Source organism: Pseudomonas turukhanskensis, assembly GCF_027922365.1.
GTDB lineage: Bacteria > Pseudomonadota > Gammaproteobacteria > Pseudomonadales > Pseudomonadaceae > Aquipseudomonas > Aquipseudomonas turukhanskensis.
The window spans coordinates 284,490-301,188 of sequence record NZ_BSFN01000002.1 but is presented as its reverse complement, the minus strand read 5'-3'; the positions used below and the strand labels follow the sequence as shown (position 1 = coordinate 301,188).

Below are 16,699 nucleotides of genomic sequence, written 5' to 3'. Positions count from 1 at the left end.
TGAAAACGGCGTTTTTAAACAGCTGCTCTAAACGCAAAAGCATCGAGGCTGAAGCCTCTCCTACAAGGAACCTCGAATACCTGTAGGAGAGGTTCAGCCTCGATACATTGGCCCTGGAGCGGAGTGAAATGGCCAGTTAACTCAATCGTACAACTCGCCGCGCAATAGCCGGCTGATCATGTCCATGGAGTAACCGCGATACGCCAGAAAGCGCCCCTGCTTGGCGCGTTCGCGGGCGTCGTTCGGCTGCTCGCCGAACTTGCGCCGCCACACCTCTGCCATCTGCTCGCGCCAGTCGATACCGCATTCGCGCAACGCCTGTTCGATATCGGCGCGCGCCAAACCACGCTGGCCGAGTTCTTCCCGAATGCGCACTGGCCCATACCCGGAGCGGGCACGGTAGGAAACAAAGCTTTCGAGGTAGCGGGCTTCGGACAACAGGCCCTCTTGCGTTAAACGATCGAGTTCCGGTTCGATCAATTCAGGCGTCGCGCCGCGTTGGCGCAATTTGCGGGTTAGCTCGACACGCCCGTGTTCGCGGCGTGCGAGCAAATCCATGGCTGTCCGTCGTACTGCGGCAGGGCTGTCGAGTACAACGGACATGGCAGGACTCAGGCGTCAGCCAGGTCGTCTTCGGTATTGTTCACAGCGGCAGCGGCAGCGGCTGCAGCAGCGTCTTTACCGGCCATCAGCAACTGATCGCGAATCAGCTTCTCGATGGTTTTTGCCACTTCAGGGTTGTCTTCCAGGTACTTGGCCGAATTGGCCTTGCCCTGACCGATCTTGTTGCCCTGGTAGCTGTACCAGGCGCCGGATTTTTCCAGCAGACCGAGTTGCACGCCCAGGTCGATGATTTCGCCGTTACGGTAAATGCCCTTGCCGTACAGGATCTGGAATTCAGCCTGACGGAATGGCGGTGCCACCTTGTTTTTCACGACTTTCACGCGGGTTTCGCTGCCCACCACTTCGTCGCCTTCTTTCACCGCGCCGGTACGGCGGATATCCAGACGCACGGAAGCGTAGAACTTCAGCGCGTTACCACCGGTGGTGGTTTCCGGGCTGCCGAACATCACGCCGATTTTCATGCGGATCTGGTTGATGAAGATAACCAGGCAGTTGGCGTTCTTGATGTTGCCGGTGATTTTACGCAGCGCTTGCGACATCAAACGGGCTTGCAGGCCGACGTGCATGTCACCCATCTCGCCTTCGATTTCCGCTTTGGGCACCAGAGCGGCTACGGAGTCTACGATGATCACGTCGATGGCGTTGGAGCGCACCAGCATGTCGGTGATTTCCAGCGCTTGCTCGCCGGTGTCCGGCTGGGAAACCAGCAGGTCGTCGACATTGACGCCCAGCTTGCCGGCGTAGTCCGGGTCGAGTGCGTGTTCGGCATCGACGAAGGCGCAGGTAGCACCCATGCGCTGAGCTTCAGCAATCACAGAAAGAGTAAGGGTGGTTTTACCCGAAGATTCCGGGCCGTAGATTTCAACGATACGGCCGCGCGGCAGGCCGCCGATGCCAAGGGCGATATCCAGGCCCAGCGAGCCGGTGGAGATCGACGGAATGGCCTGGCGCTCGTGGTCGCCCATGCGCATGACTGCGCCTTTACCGAATTGTTTTTCGATTTGACCCAGGGCTGCAGCCAAGGCGCGCTTCTTATTCTCGTCCATTGAATCCTCACGTGATCAAGAGGGCCTAGCGGCCGCTAACAACTGTATAAGTAGCCAGTATTATTCCACAGCGCAAGTCGAGCGCCTACCCCTGAACTGGATTTTCTCCTGCAGCTAGTCGGATCAGCCCGACCAGCGCGGCTTCCACCGTTTGTCGCCGTACTGCGTCGCGGTCCCCGGCAAACAGGCGCTTGCCCGTGAAGAGCTGGTCGGCGTCGGCCCAGGCGAACCAGACAGTGCCTACAGGTTTATCAGCCGAACCGCCGTCCGGGCCGGCAACGCCGCTGACCGCTACGGAAAAGCGCGCTGTACTTTTCTGTTGTGCGCCGCGCGCCATCGCTTCAACTACGTCACGGCTCACCGCCCCTACCGAAGTGAACAAGGGTGCCGGCACGTCGAGCTGACGAGTTTTCTGCGCATTGGAATAGGTGACATAACCCGCTTCGAACCAGGCAGAACTGCCGGGAATACGGGTGATGGCCTCGGCAATGCCGCCGCCGGTACAGGATTCGGCGGTGGTCACTTGCGCGGCCAGCGCGCGTAAATCCTGGCCGAGTTGCGCGGCCAGTTGGGTAATCGCGTCCAAGGCTATCTCCGGGCTTAAAGAGGATGACGGGGTACCGTACACTAGCGCCTTTTGCGCGCAAGGCTTGGGAATGAGCGATCTCTCCGCACACACACCGATGATGCAGCAGTACTGGCGGCTGAAAAATCAGCATCCCGACCAGTTGATGTTCTACCGCATGGGCGACTTCTACGAGATTTTCTATGAAGACGCCAAGAAAGCCGCCAAGCTTTTGGACATCACCCTGACCGCGCGCGGCCAGTCTGCCGGCATGGCCATTCCCATGTGCGGCATTCCCTACCACGCCGCCGAAGGTTACCTGGCCAAGCTGGTGAAGCTGGGCGAGTCGGTCGTTATCTGTGAGCAGATCGGCGACCCGGCCACCAGCAAAGGCCCGGTGGAACGCCAGGTGGTGCGCATCATTACGCCAGGCACGGTCAGTGATGAAGCGTTGCTTGATGAGCGTCGCGACAACCTGCTGGCCGCGGTGCTCGGTGATGAGCGCCTGTTCGGCCTGGCTGTGCTGGACATCACCAGCGGCCGCTTTAGCGTGCTGGAAATTGCCGGCTGGGAAAACCTGCTAGCTGAACTCGAGCGCCTGAATCCGGTTGAACTGCTAATTCCCGATGATTGGCCACAAGGCCTGCCGGCGGAAAAACGCCGTGGCTCACGCCGTCGCGCGCCGTGGGATTTCGAACGCGACTCGGCGCACAAGAGCCTCTGCCAGCAATTCGCTACCCAGGATTTGAAGGGCTTCGGCTGCGAAGCCCTGACGTTGGCCATCGGCGCCGCCGGCTGCTTGCTGGCGTACGCCAAGGAAACGCAGCGCACTGCCCTGCCGCATCTGCGCAGCCTGCGCCACGAGCGTATCGACGACACGGTGATTCTCGACGGCGCCAGCCGCCGCAACCTGGAGTTGGATACCAACCTCGCTGGTGGCCGCGACAACACCCTGCAATCGGTGGTCGACCGTTGCCAGACCGCCATGGGCAGCCGCCTGCTGACCCGCTGGCTGAACCGCCCGTTGCGCCAGCGCAGCGTGTTGGATGCCCGCCAGGAATCCATTGCCTGCCTGCTGGAGCGCTACCGTTTCGAGAATCTGCAGCCGCAATTGAAAGAAATCGGCGACGTGGAACGCATCCTTGCCCGTATCGGCCTGCGCAATGCCCGTCCTCGCGACCTGGCGCGCCTGCGTGATGCCCTGGCCGCGCTGCCGGACTTGCAGATGGCCATGGCCAATCTGGAAAGCCCGCACCTGCAAACCCTGGCTGGCACCGTCAGCACGTACCCGGAACTGGCCGAGCTGCTTGCTCGCGCGATTATCGATAACCCGCCGGCGGTGATCCGCGATGGCGGCGTGCTGAAAACCGGTTACGACGCTGAGCTGGATGAACTGCAATCGCTCAGCGAAAACGCCGGGCAGTACCTGATGGATCTGGAAACGCGTGAGAAAGCGCGCACCGGGCTGGCCAATCTCAAGGTCGGCTACAACCGCATCCACGGCTATTTCATCGAGCTGCCGAGCAAGCAGGCCGAGTCGGCGCCGGCCGATTACATCCGCCGGCAAACCCTCAAAGGCGCTGAGCGTTTTATTACGCCGGAACTCAAAGAGTTCGAGGACAAGGCGCTGTCGGCGAAAAGCCGCGCCCTGGCCCGCGAAAAGATGCTGTATGACGAGCTGCTGGAACGCCTGATCGGCCACCTTGGCCCGCTGCAGGACAGCGCCGGCGCCCTGGCGGAGCTCGATGTACTGAGCAACCTGGCCGAACGCGCGCTGACCCTGGACCTCAACCGCCCGCGCTTTGTGGATGAGCCGTGCATGCGCATCAGCCAGGGCCGCCACCCGGTGGTGGAGCAGGTACTGACCACGCCGTTCGTGGCCAATGACCTGAACCTGGACGACAACACGCGGATGCTGGTGATCACCGGTCCGAACATGGGCGGTAAGTCCACCTACATGCGCCAGACCGCGTTGATCGTGCTGCTGGCCCATATCGGCAGCTTTGTACCGGCGGCCAGCTGCGAGCTGTCGCTGGTGGACCGCATCTTTACCCGTATCGGTTCCAGCGATGACCTGGCCGGTGGCCGTTCGACCTTTATGGTGGAGATGAGCGAAACCGCCAATATTCTGCACAACGCCACCGAGCGCAGCCTGGTGCTGATGGACGAAGTCGGGCGCGGCACCAGTACCTTCGATGGCCTGTCGCTGGCCTGGGCGGCGGCGGAGCACTTGGCCCGTCTGCGCGCCTACACCCTGTTCGCCACCCACTATTTCGAGCTGACCGTACTGCCGGAAAGTGAACCGATCGTCGCCAACGTGCACCTCAATGCCACCGAGCACAACGAACGTATCGTGTTTTTGCACCACGTTTTGCCGGGCCCGGCGAGCCAGAGTTATGGCCTGGCGGTGGCGCAGTTGGCCGGTGTGCCGGGCGATGTAATTGTGCGCGCCAAGGAGCATCTGGCGCGCCTGGAAACCACCGCATTGCCCCATGAACAGCCGCGTAGCGAGCCGGGCAAGCCGTCGCTGCCTATGCAAAGCGACCTGTTTGCCAGCGCCCCGCACCCGGTGATTGAGGAATTGGGTCGGATCAATCCCGATGATCTAACTCCGCGCCGCGCCCTCGAACTGTTATATACATTGAAAGCACGCATCTAACGCCTTGGCGCACAAGCTGTTAGAATCCCGCGCGCTTTGGGAAAGCGGCTGTCTATTAGCCTGGACAGGCGCTCACGTTTCCCGAGCCGAGGGGCCCGATTTCTGAACAGGGCTCCCCAGCCGCCTGAGGAGAGAATTAGAAATGACCTTCGTCGTCACCGACAACTGCATCAAGTGCAAGTACACCGACTGCGTAGAAGTCTGTCCGGTGGACTGCTTCTACGAAGGCCCGAACTTTTTGGTGATCCACCCGGACGAGTGCATTGACTGCGCCCTGTGCGAACCAGAATGCCCGGCCCAAGCCATCTTCTCGGAAGATGAAGTGCCAGAAAACATGCAGGAGTTCATTGCCCTGAACACTGACCTTGCAGAAATCTGGCCCAACATCACCGAGCGCAAAGATGCCCTGCCCGACGCTGAAGAGTGGGACGGCAAGAAAAACAAGCTGGAATTCCTGGAGCGTTAAGCACCGGTATTGCAGCGGCCTGAGAAGGCGTCCTACGAGGCGCCTCCAGCCACCAGATGTCAAAAACTGTGATAAAGACAAAAGGCCCGCAAGCGGGCCTTTTGTTTGTGCCCGCCTTTTCGGCAGGCAAAAAAAAGGGGCGGTTTGACCCGCCCACTCTTTCGTCCCTATTCCCTCTATTTCCTGCTCATCGTCCTGATGAATCGTTTCCTTCGATGTTCCTGGCCGACATCCGTGGCAGCCCGTGCTAGTCCGTAAGCACGGGTGTGATATTAGCGATATCCAGGCGGGGTTCAACTCGCGAAATCGACTAAAAGACATCCAATATCATCTATACAAAAACTTTTATTCCTTAATATTCAACTAGTTATAGAAACCGAAACGGCGAAAAAGGTGTAACGCCGGCTTATCATTGCTCGTATCGCTTACACGCTTTGTAAGCAATCTCTTACACAGACTAGTTTTGTAAGAAGCCATACGCACAAAACCCGGCCGGAGCCGGGTTCTTGTTTGCAGCGAGTGGGCTATTGGAAAAGCGCGTCGCTGGACAGGCCGTTCTTCTCCAAGATCTCACGCAGGCGTTTAAGCGCCTCCACCTGAATTTGCCGCACACGCTCACGGGTTAGGCCGATCTCCTGCCCCACCTCTTCCAGCGTGCAGCTTTCATGGCCACGCAGGCCGAAGCGCCGCACAACCACCTCACGCTGTTTATCGGTGAGTTCCGACAGCCATTGATCGATGCTTTGCGACAGATCGTCATCCTGCAGCAGTTCGCAGGGATCGGTCGGGCGGTCATCGGTCAGGGTGTCGAGCAGGGTTTTGTCTGAGTCCGGCCCCAGGGACACGTCCACCGAGGACACCCGCTCATTAAGACCAAGCATGCGCTTGACCTCACCGACGGGTTTTTCCAACAGGTTGGCGATTTCCTCGGCCGACGGTTCATGGTCGAGTTTCTGCGTCAGTTCCCGCGCGGCGCGCAGGTAGACGTTGAGTTCCTTGACCACATGAATAGGTAAGCGAATGGTGCGCGTCTGGTTCATGATCGCGCGTTCGATGGTTTGCCGAATCCACCAGGTTGCGTAGGTGGAGAACCGGAAACCGCGTTCCGGGTCGAACTTCTCGACGGCACGGATCAACCCCAGGTTACCCTCTTCAATCAGGTCCAACAGGGACAGACCCCGATTGACGTAGCGCCTGGCAATTTTCACCACCAGCCGCAGGTTGCTCTCGATCATGCGTTTACGGCCCGCAGGGTCGCCCTTCTGCGCCAGACGCGCAAAATGGACTTCTTCTTCAGGAGTAAGCAGAGGGGAGAAACCGATTTCGTTGAGGTAAAGCTGAGTGGCGTCTAGCGCCCGGGTGTAGTCGATGTACTTGTGTTGCTTGACCGCAGTGGAGTGCTTGGCCTTGGTGCGCTTGGTAGCCGGAACTTCCGACTCGTCATTGAGCACGTCGTCCAGAACAATGCCTGGCTCAATCAGGAGCAGGTCATCATCCAAGTCAAACTCCGGCGCTTCTTTGTTGAGTGCCATTGTTCTTATCCCTTGCTGAGTTCGACATAAGCCCTGGCATCACCTTATTCCTTGGCAATCCCTGAGCCCGTCCGGCCTACGTGGCTGGAGCGGGCTGACAACCGATCAACGTGCGGGCAAAAATTGCAGCGGATCCACAGGTTTACCTTGCCTGCGAATTTCAAAGTGGAGTTTCACCTGATCAGTACCGGTGGAACCCATTTCGGCAATCGTCTGCCCAACCTTGACTTGTTGCCCCTCCCGTACCAACAACTTGCGGTTGTGACCGTAAGCACTTACGTAGGTATCGCTGTGTTTGATGATCACTAATTCGCCGTAGCCCCGTAATCCACTTCCGGCGTACACAACAGAACCATCCGACGCGGCTAAAACAGGCTGGCCCAATTCCCCGGCTATATCAATGCCTTTATTCAAACTACCGTTTGAGGAGAATTTGCCAATCAAAGCGCCTTTCGTCGGCCACGCCCAACCTGTAGCAGAACGACTCACCACCTGCACTGGCGTGGTCGCCGGCGTGGTGGCAACCGGGGGTTGCGCCGGCCTGGCGATGACCGGAACGGTGTTGGTCGGCACAACCACCAGCGGTGGTTTGGCGCCGTTATTGGCAGTGGCAATGGGAGCTTTCACGACGGTGGGAGCGCGGCCGCCGTCGAAGCGAATAACCTGGCCAACCTTGATGGTGTAAGGCGCCGGAATGTTGTTACTGGCCGCCAGCGCACGCCAATCCCAGCCAAACCGGAAGGCAATCGAATACAGGGTGTCGCTGCGTTGCACGCGGTACTGGCCAGTGGTGGTGGCCGGCCGCTGTGGCGTGGTAGCGCTGCTGGTGGTGCTACCGCCGGTGGTACGGTCTACCACCTTTACCCCGCCCTTCGGGGTACTGCTGCAACCGACCAGTAACACGCAAAGGAGCAAGCCACTCACCAGACGCTTGGCGCCTGCGATGCAAATCCACTGCTGAATGGCTGTGAGACTCACCCGCCTCTCCCTATCCGGTGACAATCGAAAAATTGATATCGCAAAAACCCACCCTAAGTTTGGCCGCAACGGCCCGACCCAAGGACCGGCCTACTCAAGCCGTGGGTCCGTTAAGCAGGGGCACAAATCGCACAGCATCGAGCACGTGACGGGAAAAGCCGTTTTCTTCGCGGACGATCAACATCAATTGCTGAACATCGCCGGCACCCACTGGAATCACCAGGCGCCCGCCCGGTGCCAATTGGTCCAGCAGGGCCTGCGGCACCTCGGCGGCAGCGGCGGTCACGATGATGCCGTTATAAGTGGCCAGCGCCGGCCAGCCTTCCCAGCCATCGCCCCAACGAAAGACCACGTTGCGCAGATTGAGTGCCAGCAATCGTTCTTTCGCCCGCTCTTGCAGAGCCTGGATACGCTCGACCGAGAACACTCGCTCAACCAGCTGGGACAACACCGCCGTCTGGTAGCCCGAGCCGGTGCCAATCTCCAGCACCTTGTCCAACGGCCCGGCCGCCAGCAGCAGCTCGGTCATGCGCCCGACCATATAAGGTTGGGAGATGGTCTGGTTATGGCCGATGGGCAATGCGGTGTCTTCGTAGGCACGGTGCGCAAAGGCTTCATCGACAAACAGGTGACGGGGAGTGCGGCGAATCACTTCCAGCACAGCAGCGTTGGAAAGGCCTTCTTCATAAAGACGTTGAATCAGCCGTTCGCGGGTGCGCTGAGAGGTCATGCCTATGCCGCGGTGTTGCAGATCGTCTTGCCCGCGCGCCATTACAGCAATCCCTCCAGCCAAGGCTCGATACTGCGAAAGGCCTCATTGAAGGTACGGTCCAACTGCAAGGGGGTTATAGACACATAGCCTTGCACCACGGCATGAAAGTCAGTGCCCGGGCCGCCGTCCTCGGCATCGCCGGACACGGAAATCCAATAGCCTTCCTTGCCCCGCGGGTTCACCACTTTTACCGGCGCCGCCGCGCGGGCGCGATGGCCCAGGCGGGTCAGCTGGATGCCGCGGATATGTTCCAACGGCAGATTGGGAATATTCACGTTGAGCACGGTGCGCGGCGGCAGATCGAGTTTGCCGTGGGCCTCCACTAGACGCCGGGCGATATACGCAGCCGCTGGCAGGTTTTCGGTCTGGCGCGAGACCAGGGAAAACGCGAACGCCGGGCAACCGATAAAACGCCCTTCGAGGGCGGCAGCCACGGTGCCGGAATACAGCACGTCATCGCCCAGATTGGCGCCCAGGTTGATGCCCGACACCACCATGTCCGGCAGCTCTTGCAGCAGACCGTTGAGGCCTAGGTGCACGCAGTCGGTGGGGGTGCCGTTGATGCTGATGAAGCCGTTGGGAAGCGTCATCGGGTGAAGCGGACGATCCAGGGTCAACGAGCTGCTGGCGCCGCTCTTGTCCGTGTCGGGGGCGATCACCACGCACTCGGCATAATCGGCCAGCGCGCCACGCAGCGCGGCGAGGCCGGGTGCCATCACCCCATCGTCGTTTGAAATCAGAATGCGCATGAGTTGTCCGTCTGCCCTACCGGCAACAGCTCGACGATTTCACGCACCACAGCGGTGGCGAAGCATCCAGCCGGCAGGACGAATTCCAGTTGCAGAATGTCAGGCTCGGGATAATGCCACGTCAAACCGCCGATGGGGAGGCGCAGGATACGCCGTTCGTGAGCCATGCCCGCTGCGACTAGCCAGTCGCGCAATGCCGGCTCTTTTTCCGCGACCGCCTGCTCAATTTCATGGGCCGCGCCTGCGGCCGGCGAAGGCCCTTCTCCCCACAACGGACCGGTGGGGTGCAGATCGAGAATCGCCAGACGCGGGTCGCGGCATTCAGCTTCACCCGCGGGGAAAAAGCTGCGGCTATCGGTAAACGCCAGCAGGTCGCCCACTTGCGCCCGCTGCCAACTGCCATCCGCCACGCGGGTGGCCAACACCTGGTTGAATAAATAGCTGCGCGCCGCCGACAGCAGACGCGAGCGCACATTGCGCGCGTCGGGCATTTCCTTGCGGCTGGCGAAATCCCGCGCCTGCACCACGTTGCCGCCCTGATAGGCAAAACGCTGGGTGCCGAAATAGTTGGGCACACCATGGGCTTTGATCTGCTCCAGGCGAGCGTCGATAGCGGCGGCCTCGCCCTGCAACTGAGTCAGGCGCAGGGTGAACCCATTGGCCGAGTGCGCGCCGCGTTGCAGCTTGCGCTTGTGCCGGGCGGTTTTGACGATGATCAGGCTGTCGCTCTGGGCGGCCGAAAAATCCGGATCGGCCTTGCCCGGCAGGTGCAGGCTGAACCACTGGCGAGTCAGGGCCTGACGATCCTTGAGGCCGGCATAGCTGATCATCTTCAGCGGCACGACGGCGGCCTTGGCCAGGCGGCGCGCGGCGTCTTCGGTATTGAGGCCGCGCTTTTCCACCCACAACCACAGGTGCTCACCCTCGCCAGCCAGGGGGATGTCCAGCACTTCATCCACCTGAAAATCTTCAGCGGTGGCTTTCAATACCGCGCGGCCAGCCGCCTCGCCAAACGCCAGCGGGCCCAGCAATTCAAATTCGTTCATTGCGCTACCAATAGAGCGACCGCGTGGACGGCAATGCCTTCTTCGCGACCGGTGAAACCGAGTTTTTCTTCGGTAGTGGCTTTTACGTTGACCTGATCCGGGGCGACTTCCAGGTCGGCGGCAATCGCCGCACGCATGGTCTCGATATGCGGCGCCATCTTCGGCGCCTGGGCAACGATGGTGGCGTCGACGTTGCCAACCTTCCAGCCCTTGGCCTTGATAAGACCGAGCACATGGCGCAGCAGCACGCGACTGTCGGCGCCTTTGAACGTCGGATCGGTATCGGGGAAATGTTTGCCGATATCGCCCAGGGCCGCCGCGCCGAGCAAGGCATCGCTCAAGGCATGCAACAGCACGTCGCCATCGGAATGGGCGAGCAGGCCGAATTTGTGGGGAATTTGCACGCCACCAAGGGTAATAAAGGTGCCGTCGCAAAAGCGGTGAACATCGTAGCCGTGACCGATACGCATAAGCCGGGTCCTGGGAAAAGCCGGGAGTTTAACCGAAGGACCCCGTTAGCGCCGCTGGCGCATGAACCGGCAGATCAAATGCATCGCGGCTGAAGCTGCTCCTACGGACGAGGAAGCCCCGTAGGAGCGGCTTCAGCCGCGATGGTGGCAACGATGTTCTTGCAGGATTACGCTTTCAGCGCCGCCGCATGATGTCGCAAATGGTCATCGATAAAGCTGGCGATAAAGTAGTAGCTATGGTCGTACCCAGGCTGCATCCGCAGGGTCAGCGGATGCCCGGCCGCCTTGGCTGCTGCTTCCAGTGTCTGCGGTTTCAGCTGGCCTTCGAGGAAGTCGTCGCGGTCCCCCTGGTCCACCAACAACGGCAGCTTTTCGCTGGCCTCGGCAATCAGCACGCTGGCATCCCATTCGCGCCAGCGCGCGCGGTCGGCGCCCAGGTAGTTACCCAGTGCTTTTTCGCCCCACGGGCAATTGAGCGGATTGGCAATCGGCGCGAAGGCCGACACCGACTGGTAACGCCCCGGATTTTTCAGTGCGCAAATCAAGGCACCGTGGCCGCCCATGGAGTGGCCGCTGATGCCGCGCTTGCCTGAGACCGGGAAGTTGGCTTCGATCAGCGCCGGCAGCTCCTGCACCACGTAGTCGTACATGCGGTAATGCCGCGCCCACGGCTCCTGGGTAGCGTTGACGTAAAAGCCGGCACCCAGACCGAAGTCGTAAGCGCCATTGGCATCATCCGGCACACCTTCGCCGCGCGGGCTGGTATCCGGCGCAACGATGATCAGGCCAAGCTCGGCAGCCAGACGCTGGGCGCCGGCTTTCTGCATAAAGTTTTCATCGGTGCACGTCAGGCCGCTCAACCAATACAGCACGGGCAACTTGGCGCCCTGTTCGGCCTGTGGCGGCAGGTAAACGGCAAACACCATGTCGCAGTTCAACGAGCTGGAACGGTGGCGGTAGCGTTTATGCCAGCCGCCGAAGGCTTTATTGCTCGAAACGATTTCTAAGGTCATCAGTTTCTCCGCCGGCCCTTGGTGCGCATAACACACCCTACGAAATCAAAAGCAGTCGTGCTTTTGTAGGGTGTGCTCCGCGCACCAAGCGATGCCCGGTCAATCGTTAGTAATGGATGACAGTTCGAATGCTCTTGCCTTCATGCATCAGGTCGAACGCTTCGTTGATCTGGTCCAGGCCCATGGTGTGGGTGATAAACGTGTCCAACGGGATCTCACCTTTCTGCGCTTTTTCCACGTAGCTTGGCAGCTCGGTACGGCCTTTGACGCCGCCGAATGCCGAACCGCGCCAGACGCGACCGGTAACCAGCTGGAATGGGCGGGTGCTGATTTCCTGACCGGCACCGGCCACGCCAATGATCACCGACTCGCCCCAACCTTTATGGGCGCATTCCAAAGCGGCGCGCATCAGTTGCACATTGCCGACGCATTCGAAGCTGTAGTCCACGCCGCCGTCGGTGAGCTCGATGATCACGTCCTGAATTGGCTTGTCGTAATCCTTCGGGTTAACGAAGTCGGTGGCACCCAGTTCACGGGCCACGTCGAATTTGGCCGGATTGATGTCGATGGCGATGATGCGCGAGGCCTTGGCCATTTTCGCGCCGATGATCGCGGCCAGGCCAATACCGCCCAGACCGAAGATGGCCACGGTAGCGCCCTCTTCCACTTTCGCCGTATTGAGCACGGCGCCGATGCCGGTGGTGACGCCGCAGCCCAGCAGGCAGACCTTTTCCAGTGGCGCTTCTTTGGGAATCACGGCCAGGGAGACTTCCGGCAGTACGGTGTATTCGGAGAAGGTCGAGCAGCCCATGTAGTGGTAAATCGGCTGGCCCTGGTAGGAGAAACGGCTGGTGCCGTCAGGCATCAGGCCCTTGCCTTGAGTGGCGCGTACCGAACTGCACAGGTTGGTTTTGCCGGATTTGCAGAATTTGCACTCGCGGCATTCGGCGGTGTACAGCGGAATGACGTGGTCGCCGATCTTTACCGAGGTCACGCCCTCGCCCACGGCTTCAACGATGCCGCCGCCTTCATGGCCGAGAATCGACGGGAATACACCTTCCGAATCCGCGCCGGACAAGGTGTAGGCGTCGGTGTGGCACACGCCGGTGGCGACGATGCGCACCAGCACTTCGCCGGCCTTCGGCGCTTCTACATCCACTTCGACAACTTTCAGCGGTTCGTTCGGGGCAAAGGCTACAGCAGCACGGGACTTGATCATGGTCGCTCTCCAGCGGGTTAAAACAATGGCGCAGAGTGTAGTCCAACCACGTTTGCGTAAATAATCCGGCAAATAGCAAAACATTATTGCCAATCAGGGATAATCGCCACCTGACTGGAGGAGCATGCATGAGCAGTTGGGATGGGCTGGATGAGTTTGTAGCGGTGGCCGAGTGCGGCCAGTTCACGGCGGCGGCGCAGCGTTTGGGCTTGTCGTCTTCCCAGGTCAGCCGGCAGATCGCCCGGCTGGAGGAAACCCTGCAAACCCGTTTGTTCTATCGCAGCACCCGGCGTGTGGCGCTGACCGAGGCGGGGCAAACCTTTCTACAACATTGCCAGCGCTTGCAGGACGCCCGCGAAGAAGCGCTGCGAGCAGTGGGCGATTTGGGCAGCGAGCCCAAAGGGTTGCTGCGCATGACCTGCGCAGTGGCCTACGGCGAACGGTTTATCGTGCCGCTGGTGACGCAATTCATGAGCCGCCATCCACTGTTGAAGGTGGATATAGAGCTCAGCAACCGCACCCTGGATCTGGTGCAGGACGGCATTGACCTGGCCATTCGCCTGGGACGCTTGCAGGACTCACGCCTGGTTGCAACGCGTCTGGCGCCGAGGCGGATGTACGTGTGTGCAGCGCCCGGTTATCTGCAGCGTTATGGGCGGCCGCACAGTTTGTCGGAACTCAGCCAGCACAACTGCCTTATCGGCAGCAGCGACCATTGGGCTTTTCAGCAGGACGGGCGCGAATTGTCGCAACGGGTGCATGGCAACTGGCGCTGCAACAGCGGGCAGGCAGTGCTGGATGCAGCGTTGCAGGGGTTGGGGTTGTGCCAGTTACCGGACTATTACGTGCAGGAGCATTTGGGCAGCGGCGCGCTGGTGAGCGTGCTGGAGAAGCATCAGGCACCGAATACGGCGGTGTGGGCGCTTTATCCGCAGCAGCGGCATTTGTCACCCAAGGTTAGGCAGTTGGTGGATCATTTGAAGGCGGGGTTGGCGCATTTGGGGTGACACATGCAAAGAGCCCCTCACCCCAACCCTCTCCCGCACGCGGGAGAGGGGGCTAGATAGCCGATCAGAGTGATAACGCGATTCGGCTCCCCTCGCCTGCTTGCAGGAGAGGGGTGGGGGGTGAGGGGCCGTCAGGTCTTATGTGCCCAACGCAACCTTAGCCACTCCAGATCTTCCGGCCGGGTCACCTTCAGATTGTCCGCCCGCCCTTCAATCAACCGCGGCGCCTGCCCGGCCCATTCAACGGCCGAGGCCTCGTCGGTAATCTGCACACCGGACACCAACGCATCCGCCAGCACCCGGTGCAACGTACCGAGACGAAACATCTGCGGCGTAAAAGCCTGCCAGATCACCGAGCGGTCGACCGTTTCCTGCACGCGCCCATCAGCGCCTGCGCGCTTCAAGGTGTCGCGCGCCGGCACGGCCAACAAACCGCCCACTTCATCGTTGGCCAGTTCTGCCAGGAGCAGATCCAGGTCATAACGCGACAGGTTGGGCCGCGCCGCATCGTGCACCAGCACCCAGTCGTTTTCACCAGCACCCAGTTCAGCCAGGCGGATCAGCCCGTTAAGCACCGAGTCGGCACGCTCGGCGCCGCCGTCGGCGCGCTCGATACGTTCATTGCTGGCGTACGGCAGCGTCGGCCAATAGGCATCGTCCACCGACAGGCTCACCACCAAACCGCGCAATTGCGGGTGATCGAGAAAGCAGTCGAGGGTATGTTCCAGAATGGTTTTACCAGCCAGTTGCAGGTACTGCTTGGGCCGGTCGGCGAGCATTCGGGCGCCGACGCCTGCGGCTGGGATCAAGGCCCAGAAGGCAGGCAAAACAGGAGTCGTCATTCGTTCAACTGATAGAGGGTTTCGCCGTCTTTGACCATGCCCAGTTCATGACGGGCGCGCTCTTCGACGGTTTCCATACCCTTTTTCAGCTCGCTGACTTCCGCTTCGAGGATACGGTTACGTTCCAGCAGGTTTTCGTTTTCGCCCTTCTGCTCGGCAATCTGCCGCTGCAAGTCGGTGACCTGCGCAAAGCTGCCCTCGCCCACCCAAAGGCGGTACTGCAGGCCGGCCAGCACCAGGATCAGAACGACGAATAACCAGTAGGGGCTACGCATGTAAATTGAGATTTCTCATATGAAAAGGGCAGCTTTCGCTGCCCTTTTTACCATCCCCGGCTTAGCCGCGGAACTCGGCACGACCACGGTACGGTGCTTTTGCACCCAACTGCTCTTCGATACGCAGCAGTTGGTTGTACTTGGACACACGGTCCGAGCGGCACAGCGAACCGGTTTTGATCTGACCGGCAGCCGTACCGACGGCGAGGTCGGCAATGGTGCTGTCTTCGGTTTCGCCCGAACGGTGGGAGATCACGGCGGTGTAACCGGCGGCCTTGGCCATTTGGATGGCTTCCAGGGTTTCGGTCAGGGTGCCGATCTGGTTGAACTTGATCAGGATGGAGTTGGCGATCGACTTGTCGATGCCTTCCTTGAGGATCTTGGTGTTGGTTACAAACAGATCGTCACCGACCAGTTGCACCTTGGCGCCGATCTTGTCGGTCAGCACTTTCCAGCCATCCCAGTCCGATTCGTCCATGCCGTCTTCGATGGAGATGATCGGGTAACGCTCGGTCAGGCCAGCCAGGTAGTCGGCGAAACCGGCAGCGTCGAACACTTTGCCTTCGCCAGCCAGGTCATACTTGCCACCTTCGAAGAATTCGCTGGAAGCGCAGTCCAGGGCCAGGGTCACGTCGGTGCCCAACTTGTAGCCAGCGTTGGCAACGGCTTCGGCGATGGCAGCCAGGGCGTCTTCGTTGGAGGCCAGGTTCGGCGCGAAACCACCTTCGTCACCGACCGAAGTGCTCAGGCCGCGAGCTTTGAGAACGGCTTTGAGGTGGTGGAAAATTTCGGTGCCCATGCGCAGGCCGTCGGCGAAGGTCTTGGCGCCTACTGGCTGAACCATGAACTCTTGAATGTCGACGTTGTTATCGGCGTGCTCGCCGCCGTTGATGATGTTCATCATCGGCACCGGCATGGAGTATTGGCCCGGGGTGCCGTTGAGGTTGGCGATGTGCGCGTACAGCGGCAGGTCCTGGTCCTGGGCAGCGGCTTTGGCAGCGGCCAGGGACACAGCGAGGATAGCATTGGCACCCAGGCTGGCTTTGTTCTCGGTGGCGTCGAGGCCGATCATCGCCAGGTCGAGGGCTTTCTGGTCTACCGGGTCTTTGCCCAGCAGCAGGGAGCGAATCGGGCCATTGATGTTGGCGACTGCCTTGAGTACGCCTTTGCCCATGTAACGGCTCTTGTCGCCATCACGCAGTTCCAGCGCTTCGCGCGAACCGGTGGAAGCACCCGACGGCGCGCAGGCGCTACCGACGATACCGTTGTCGAGAATGACGTCTGCTTCGACGGTCGGGTTGCCGCGGGAGTCGAGAACTTCACGACCTTTGATGTCGACGATCTTTGCCATTGTTGATAACACTCCAAAATATGACGAAAACGGCGCTGCAGAGAGGTTGATGCAGGCAGCTTGAAACCAAACCAGCCCGCTCGAC

17 protein-coding genes are annotated in these 16,699 nt (G+C 60.3%); 3 read left to right on the top strand and 14 right to left on the bottom strand.

Going from position 1 to position 16,699, the window contains the following annotated elements; translation table 11 throughout:
- Window positions 1-141 precede the first annotated feature (141 nt).
- The 3 genes from recX to PKE98_RS05170 form a co-directional block, all read right to left on the bottom strand.
- On the bottom strand, window positions 142-603 hold the full coding sequence (gene recX, locus PKE98_RS05180; protein WP_271194203.1) for a recombination regulator RecX: 462 nt from the start codon (window positions 601-603) through the stop codon (window positions 142-144).
- Window positions 604-611: 8 nt separating this feature from the next.
- Complete coding sequence (recA, locus tag PKE98_RS05175) at window positions 612-1,670, bottom strand: recombinase RecA (protein WP_108095910.1); 1,059 nt, start codon at window positions 1,668-1,670, stop codon at window positions 612-614.
- Between the two features lie 85 nt (window positions 1,671-1,755).
- A complete protein-coding gene (locus tag PKE98_RS05170; RefSeq protein ID WP_271194202.1) occupies window positions 1,756-2,256 on the bottom strand; it encodes a CinA family protein in 501 nt (166 codons plus the stop codon).
- A 70-nt stretch (window positions 2,257-2,326) separates the two neighbouring features.
- Here PKE98_RS05170 and mutS point away from each other — a divergent pair, with 70 nt between their 5' ends.
- Together mutS and fdxA are read left to right on the top strand one after the other, a co-directional pair.
- A complete protein-coding gene (mutS, locus tag PKE98_RS05165; protein WP_271194201.1) occupies window positions 2,327-4,894 on the top strand; it encodes a DNA mismatch repair protein MutS in 2,568 nt (855 codons plus the stop codon).
- 142 nt (window positions 4,895-5,036) lie between these two features.
- On the top strand, window positions 5,037-5,360 hold the full coding sequence (gene fdxA / locus PKE98_RS05160; RefSeq protein ID WP_271194200.1) for a ferredoxin FdxA: 324 nt from the start codon (window positions 5,037-5,039) through the stop codon (window positions 5,358-5,360).
- A 524-nt stretch (window positions 5,361-5,884) separates the two neighbouring features.
- On the opposite strand, the gene rpoS is transcribed toward fdxA, so the two are convergent.
- The 8 genes from rpoS to PKE98_RS05120 form a co-directional block, all read right to left on the bottom strand.
- Entirely contained in the window at window positions 5,885-6,892 is a 1,008-nt protein-coding gene (rpoS, locus tag PKE98_RS05155; RefSeq protein ID WP_271194199.1) for an RNA polymerase sigma factor RpoS, read from the bottom strand.
- 105 nt (window positions 6,893-6,997) lie between these two features.
- Entirely contained in the window at window positions 6,998-7,870 is an 873-nt protein-coding gene (locus tag PKE98_RS05150; RefSeq protein WP_271194198.1) for a peptidoglycan DD-metalloendopeptidase family protein, read from the bottom strand.
- 94 nt (window positions 7,871-7,964) lie between these two features.
- Entirely contained in the window at window positions 7,965-8,600 is a 636-nt protein-coding gene (locus tag PKE98_RS05145; RefSeq protein ID WP_271194424.1) for a protein-L-isoaspartate(D-aspartate) O-methyltransferase, read from the bottom strand.
- A 41-nt stretch (window positions 8,601-8,641) separates the two neighbouring features.
- Window positions 8,642-9,391, bottom strand: a complete 750-nt coding sequence (surE, locus tag PKE98_RS05140; protein WP_271194197.1) for a 5'/3'-nucleotidase SurE — start codon at window positions 9,389-9,391, stop codon at window positions 8,642-8,644.
- Window positions 9,379-10,437 carry a tRNA pseudouridine(13) synthase TruD gene (gene truD / locus PKE98_RS05135; protein WP_271194196.1) on the bottom strand — a complete coding sequence of 353 codons (1,059 nt, stop codon included), beginning with the start codon at window positions 10,435-10,437 and terminating at the stop codon, window positions 9,379-9,381. The genes surE and truD overlap by 13 nt, the downstream gene beginning before the upstream one ends.
- A complete protein-coding gene (gene ispF / locus PKE98_RS05130; RefSeq protein ID WP_271194195.1) occupies window positions 10,434-10,907 on the bottom strand; it encodes a 2-C-methyl-D-erythritol 2,4-cyclodiphosphate synthase in 474 nt (157 codons plus the stop codon). The genes truD and ispF overlap by 4 nt, the downstream gene beginning before the upstream one ends.
- Window positions 10,908-11,074: 167 nt before the next feature.
- Complete coding sequence (gene fghA, locus PKE98_RS05125; protein ID WP_271194194.1) at window positions 11,075-11,920, bottom strand: S-formylglutathione hydrolase; 846 nt, start codon at window positions 11,918-11,920, stop codon at window positions 11,075-11,077.
- 106 nt (window positions 11,921-12,026) lie between these two features.
- Entirely contained in the window at window positions 12,027-13,139 is a 1,113-nt protein-coding gene (locus PKE98_RS05120; protein WP_271194193.1) for an S-(hydroxymethyl)glutathione dehydrogenase/class III alcohol dehydrogenase, read from the bottom strand.
- A gap of 128 nt (window positions 13,140-13,267) precedes the next feature.
- On the opposite strand from PKE98_RS05120, the gene PKE98_RS05115 reads away from it, so the two are divergent.
- Entirely contained in the window at window positions 13,268-14,146 is an 879-nt protein-coding gene (locus PKE98_RS05115) for a LysR substrate-binding domain-containing protein (protein ID WP_271194192.1), read from the top strand.
- Window positions 14,147-14,277: 131 nt separating this feature from the next.
- On the opposite strand, the gene ispD is transcribed toward PKE98_RS05115, so the two are convergent.
- The 3 genes from ispD to eno are packed head-to-tail and all read right to left on the bottom strand — an operon-like array spanning window position 14,278 to window position 16,614.
- Window positions 14,278-14,988, bottom strand: a complete 711-nt coding sequence (ispD, locus tag PKE98_RS05110; protein WP_271194191.1) for a 2-C-methyl-D-erythritol 4-phosphate cytidylyltransferase — start codon at window positions 14,986-14,988, stop codon at window positions 14,278-14,280.
- Window positions 14,985-15,269: a cell division protein FtsB gene (ftsB, locus tag PKE98_RS05105; RefSeq protein ID WP_271194423.1), complete on the bottom strand. Its 285-nt coding sequence runs from the start codon at window positions 15,267-15,269 to the stop codon at window positions 14,985-14,987. Before ftsB ends, ispD begins: the two co-directional genes overlap by 4 nt.
- 55 nt (window positions 15,270-15,324) lie before the next feature.
- Window positions 15,325-16,614, bottom strand: a complete 1,290-nt coding sequence (gene eno / locus PKE98_RS05100) for a phosphopyruvate hydratase (protein ID WP_271194190.1) — start codon at window positions 16,612-16,614, stop codon at window positions 15,325-15,327.
- Window positions 16,615-16,699: the final 85 nt, after the last annotated feature.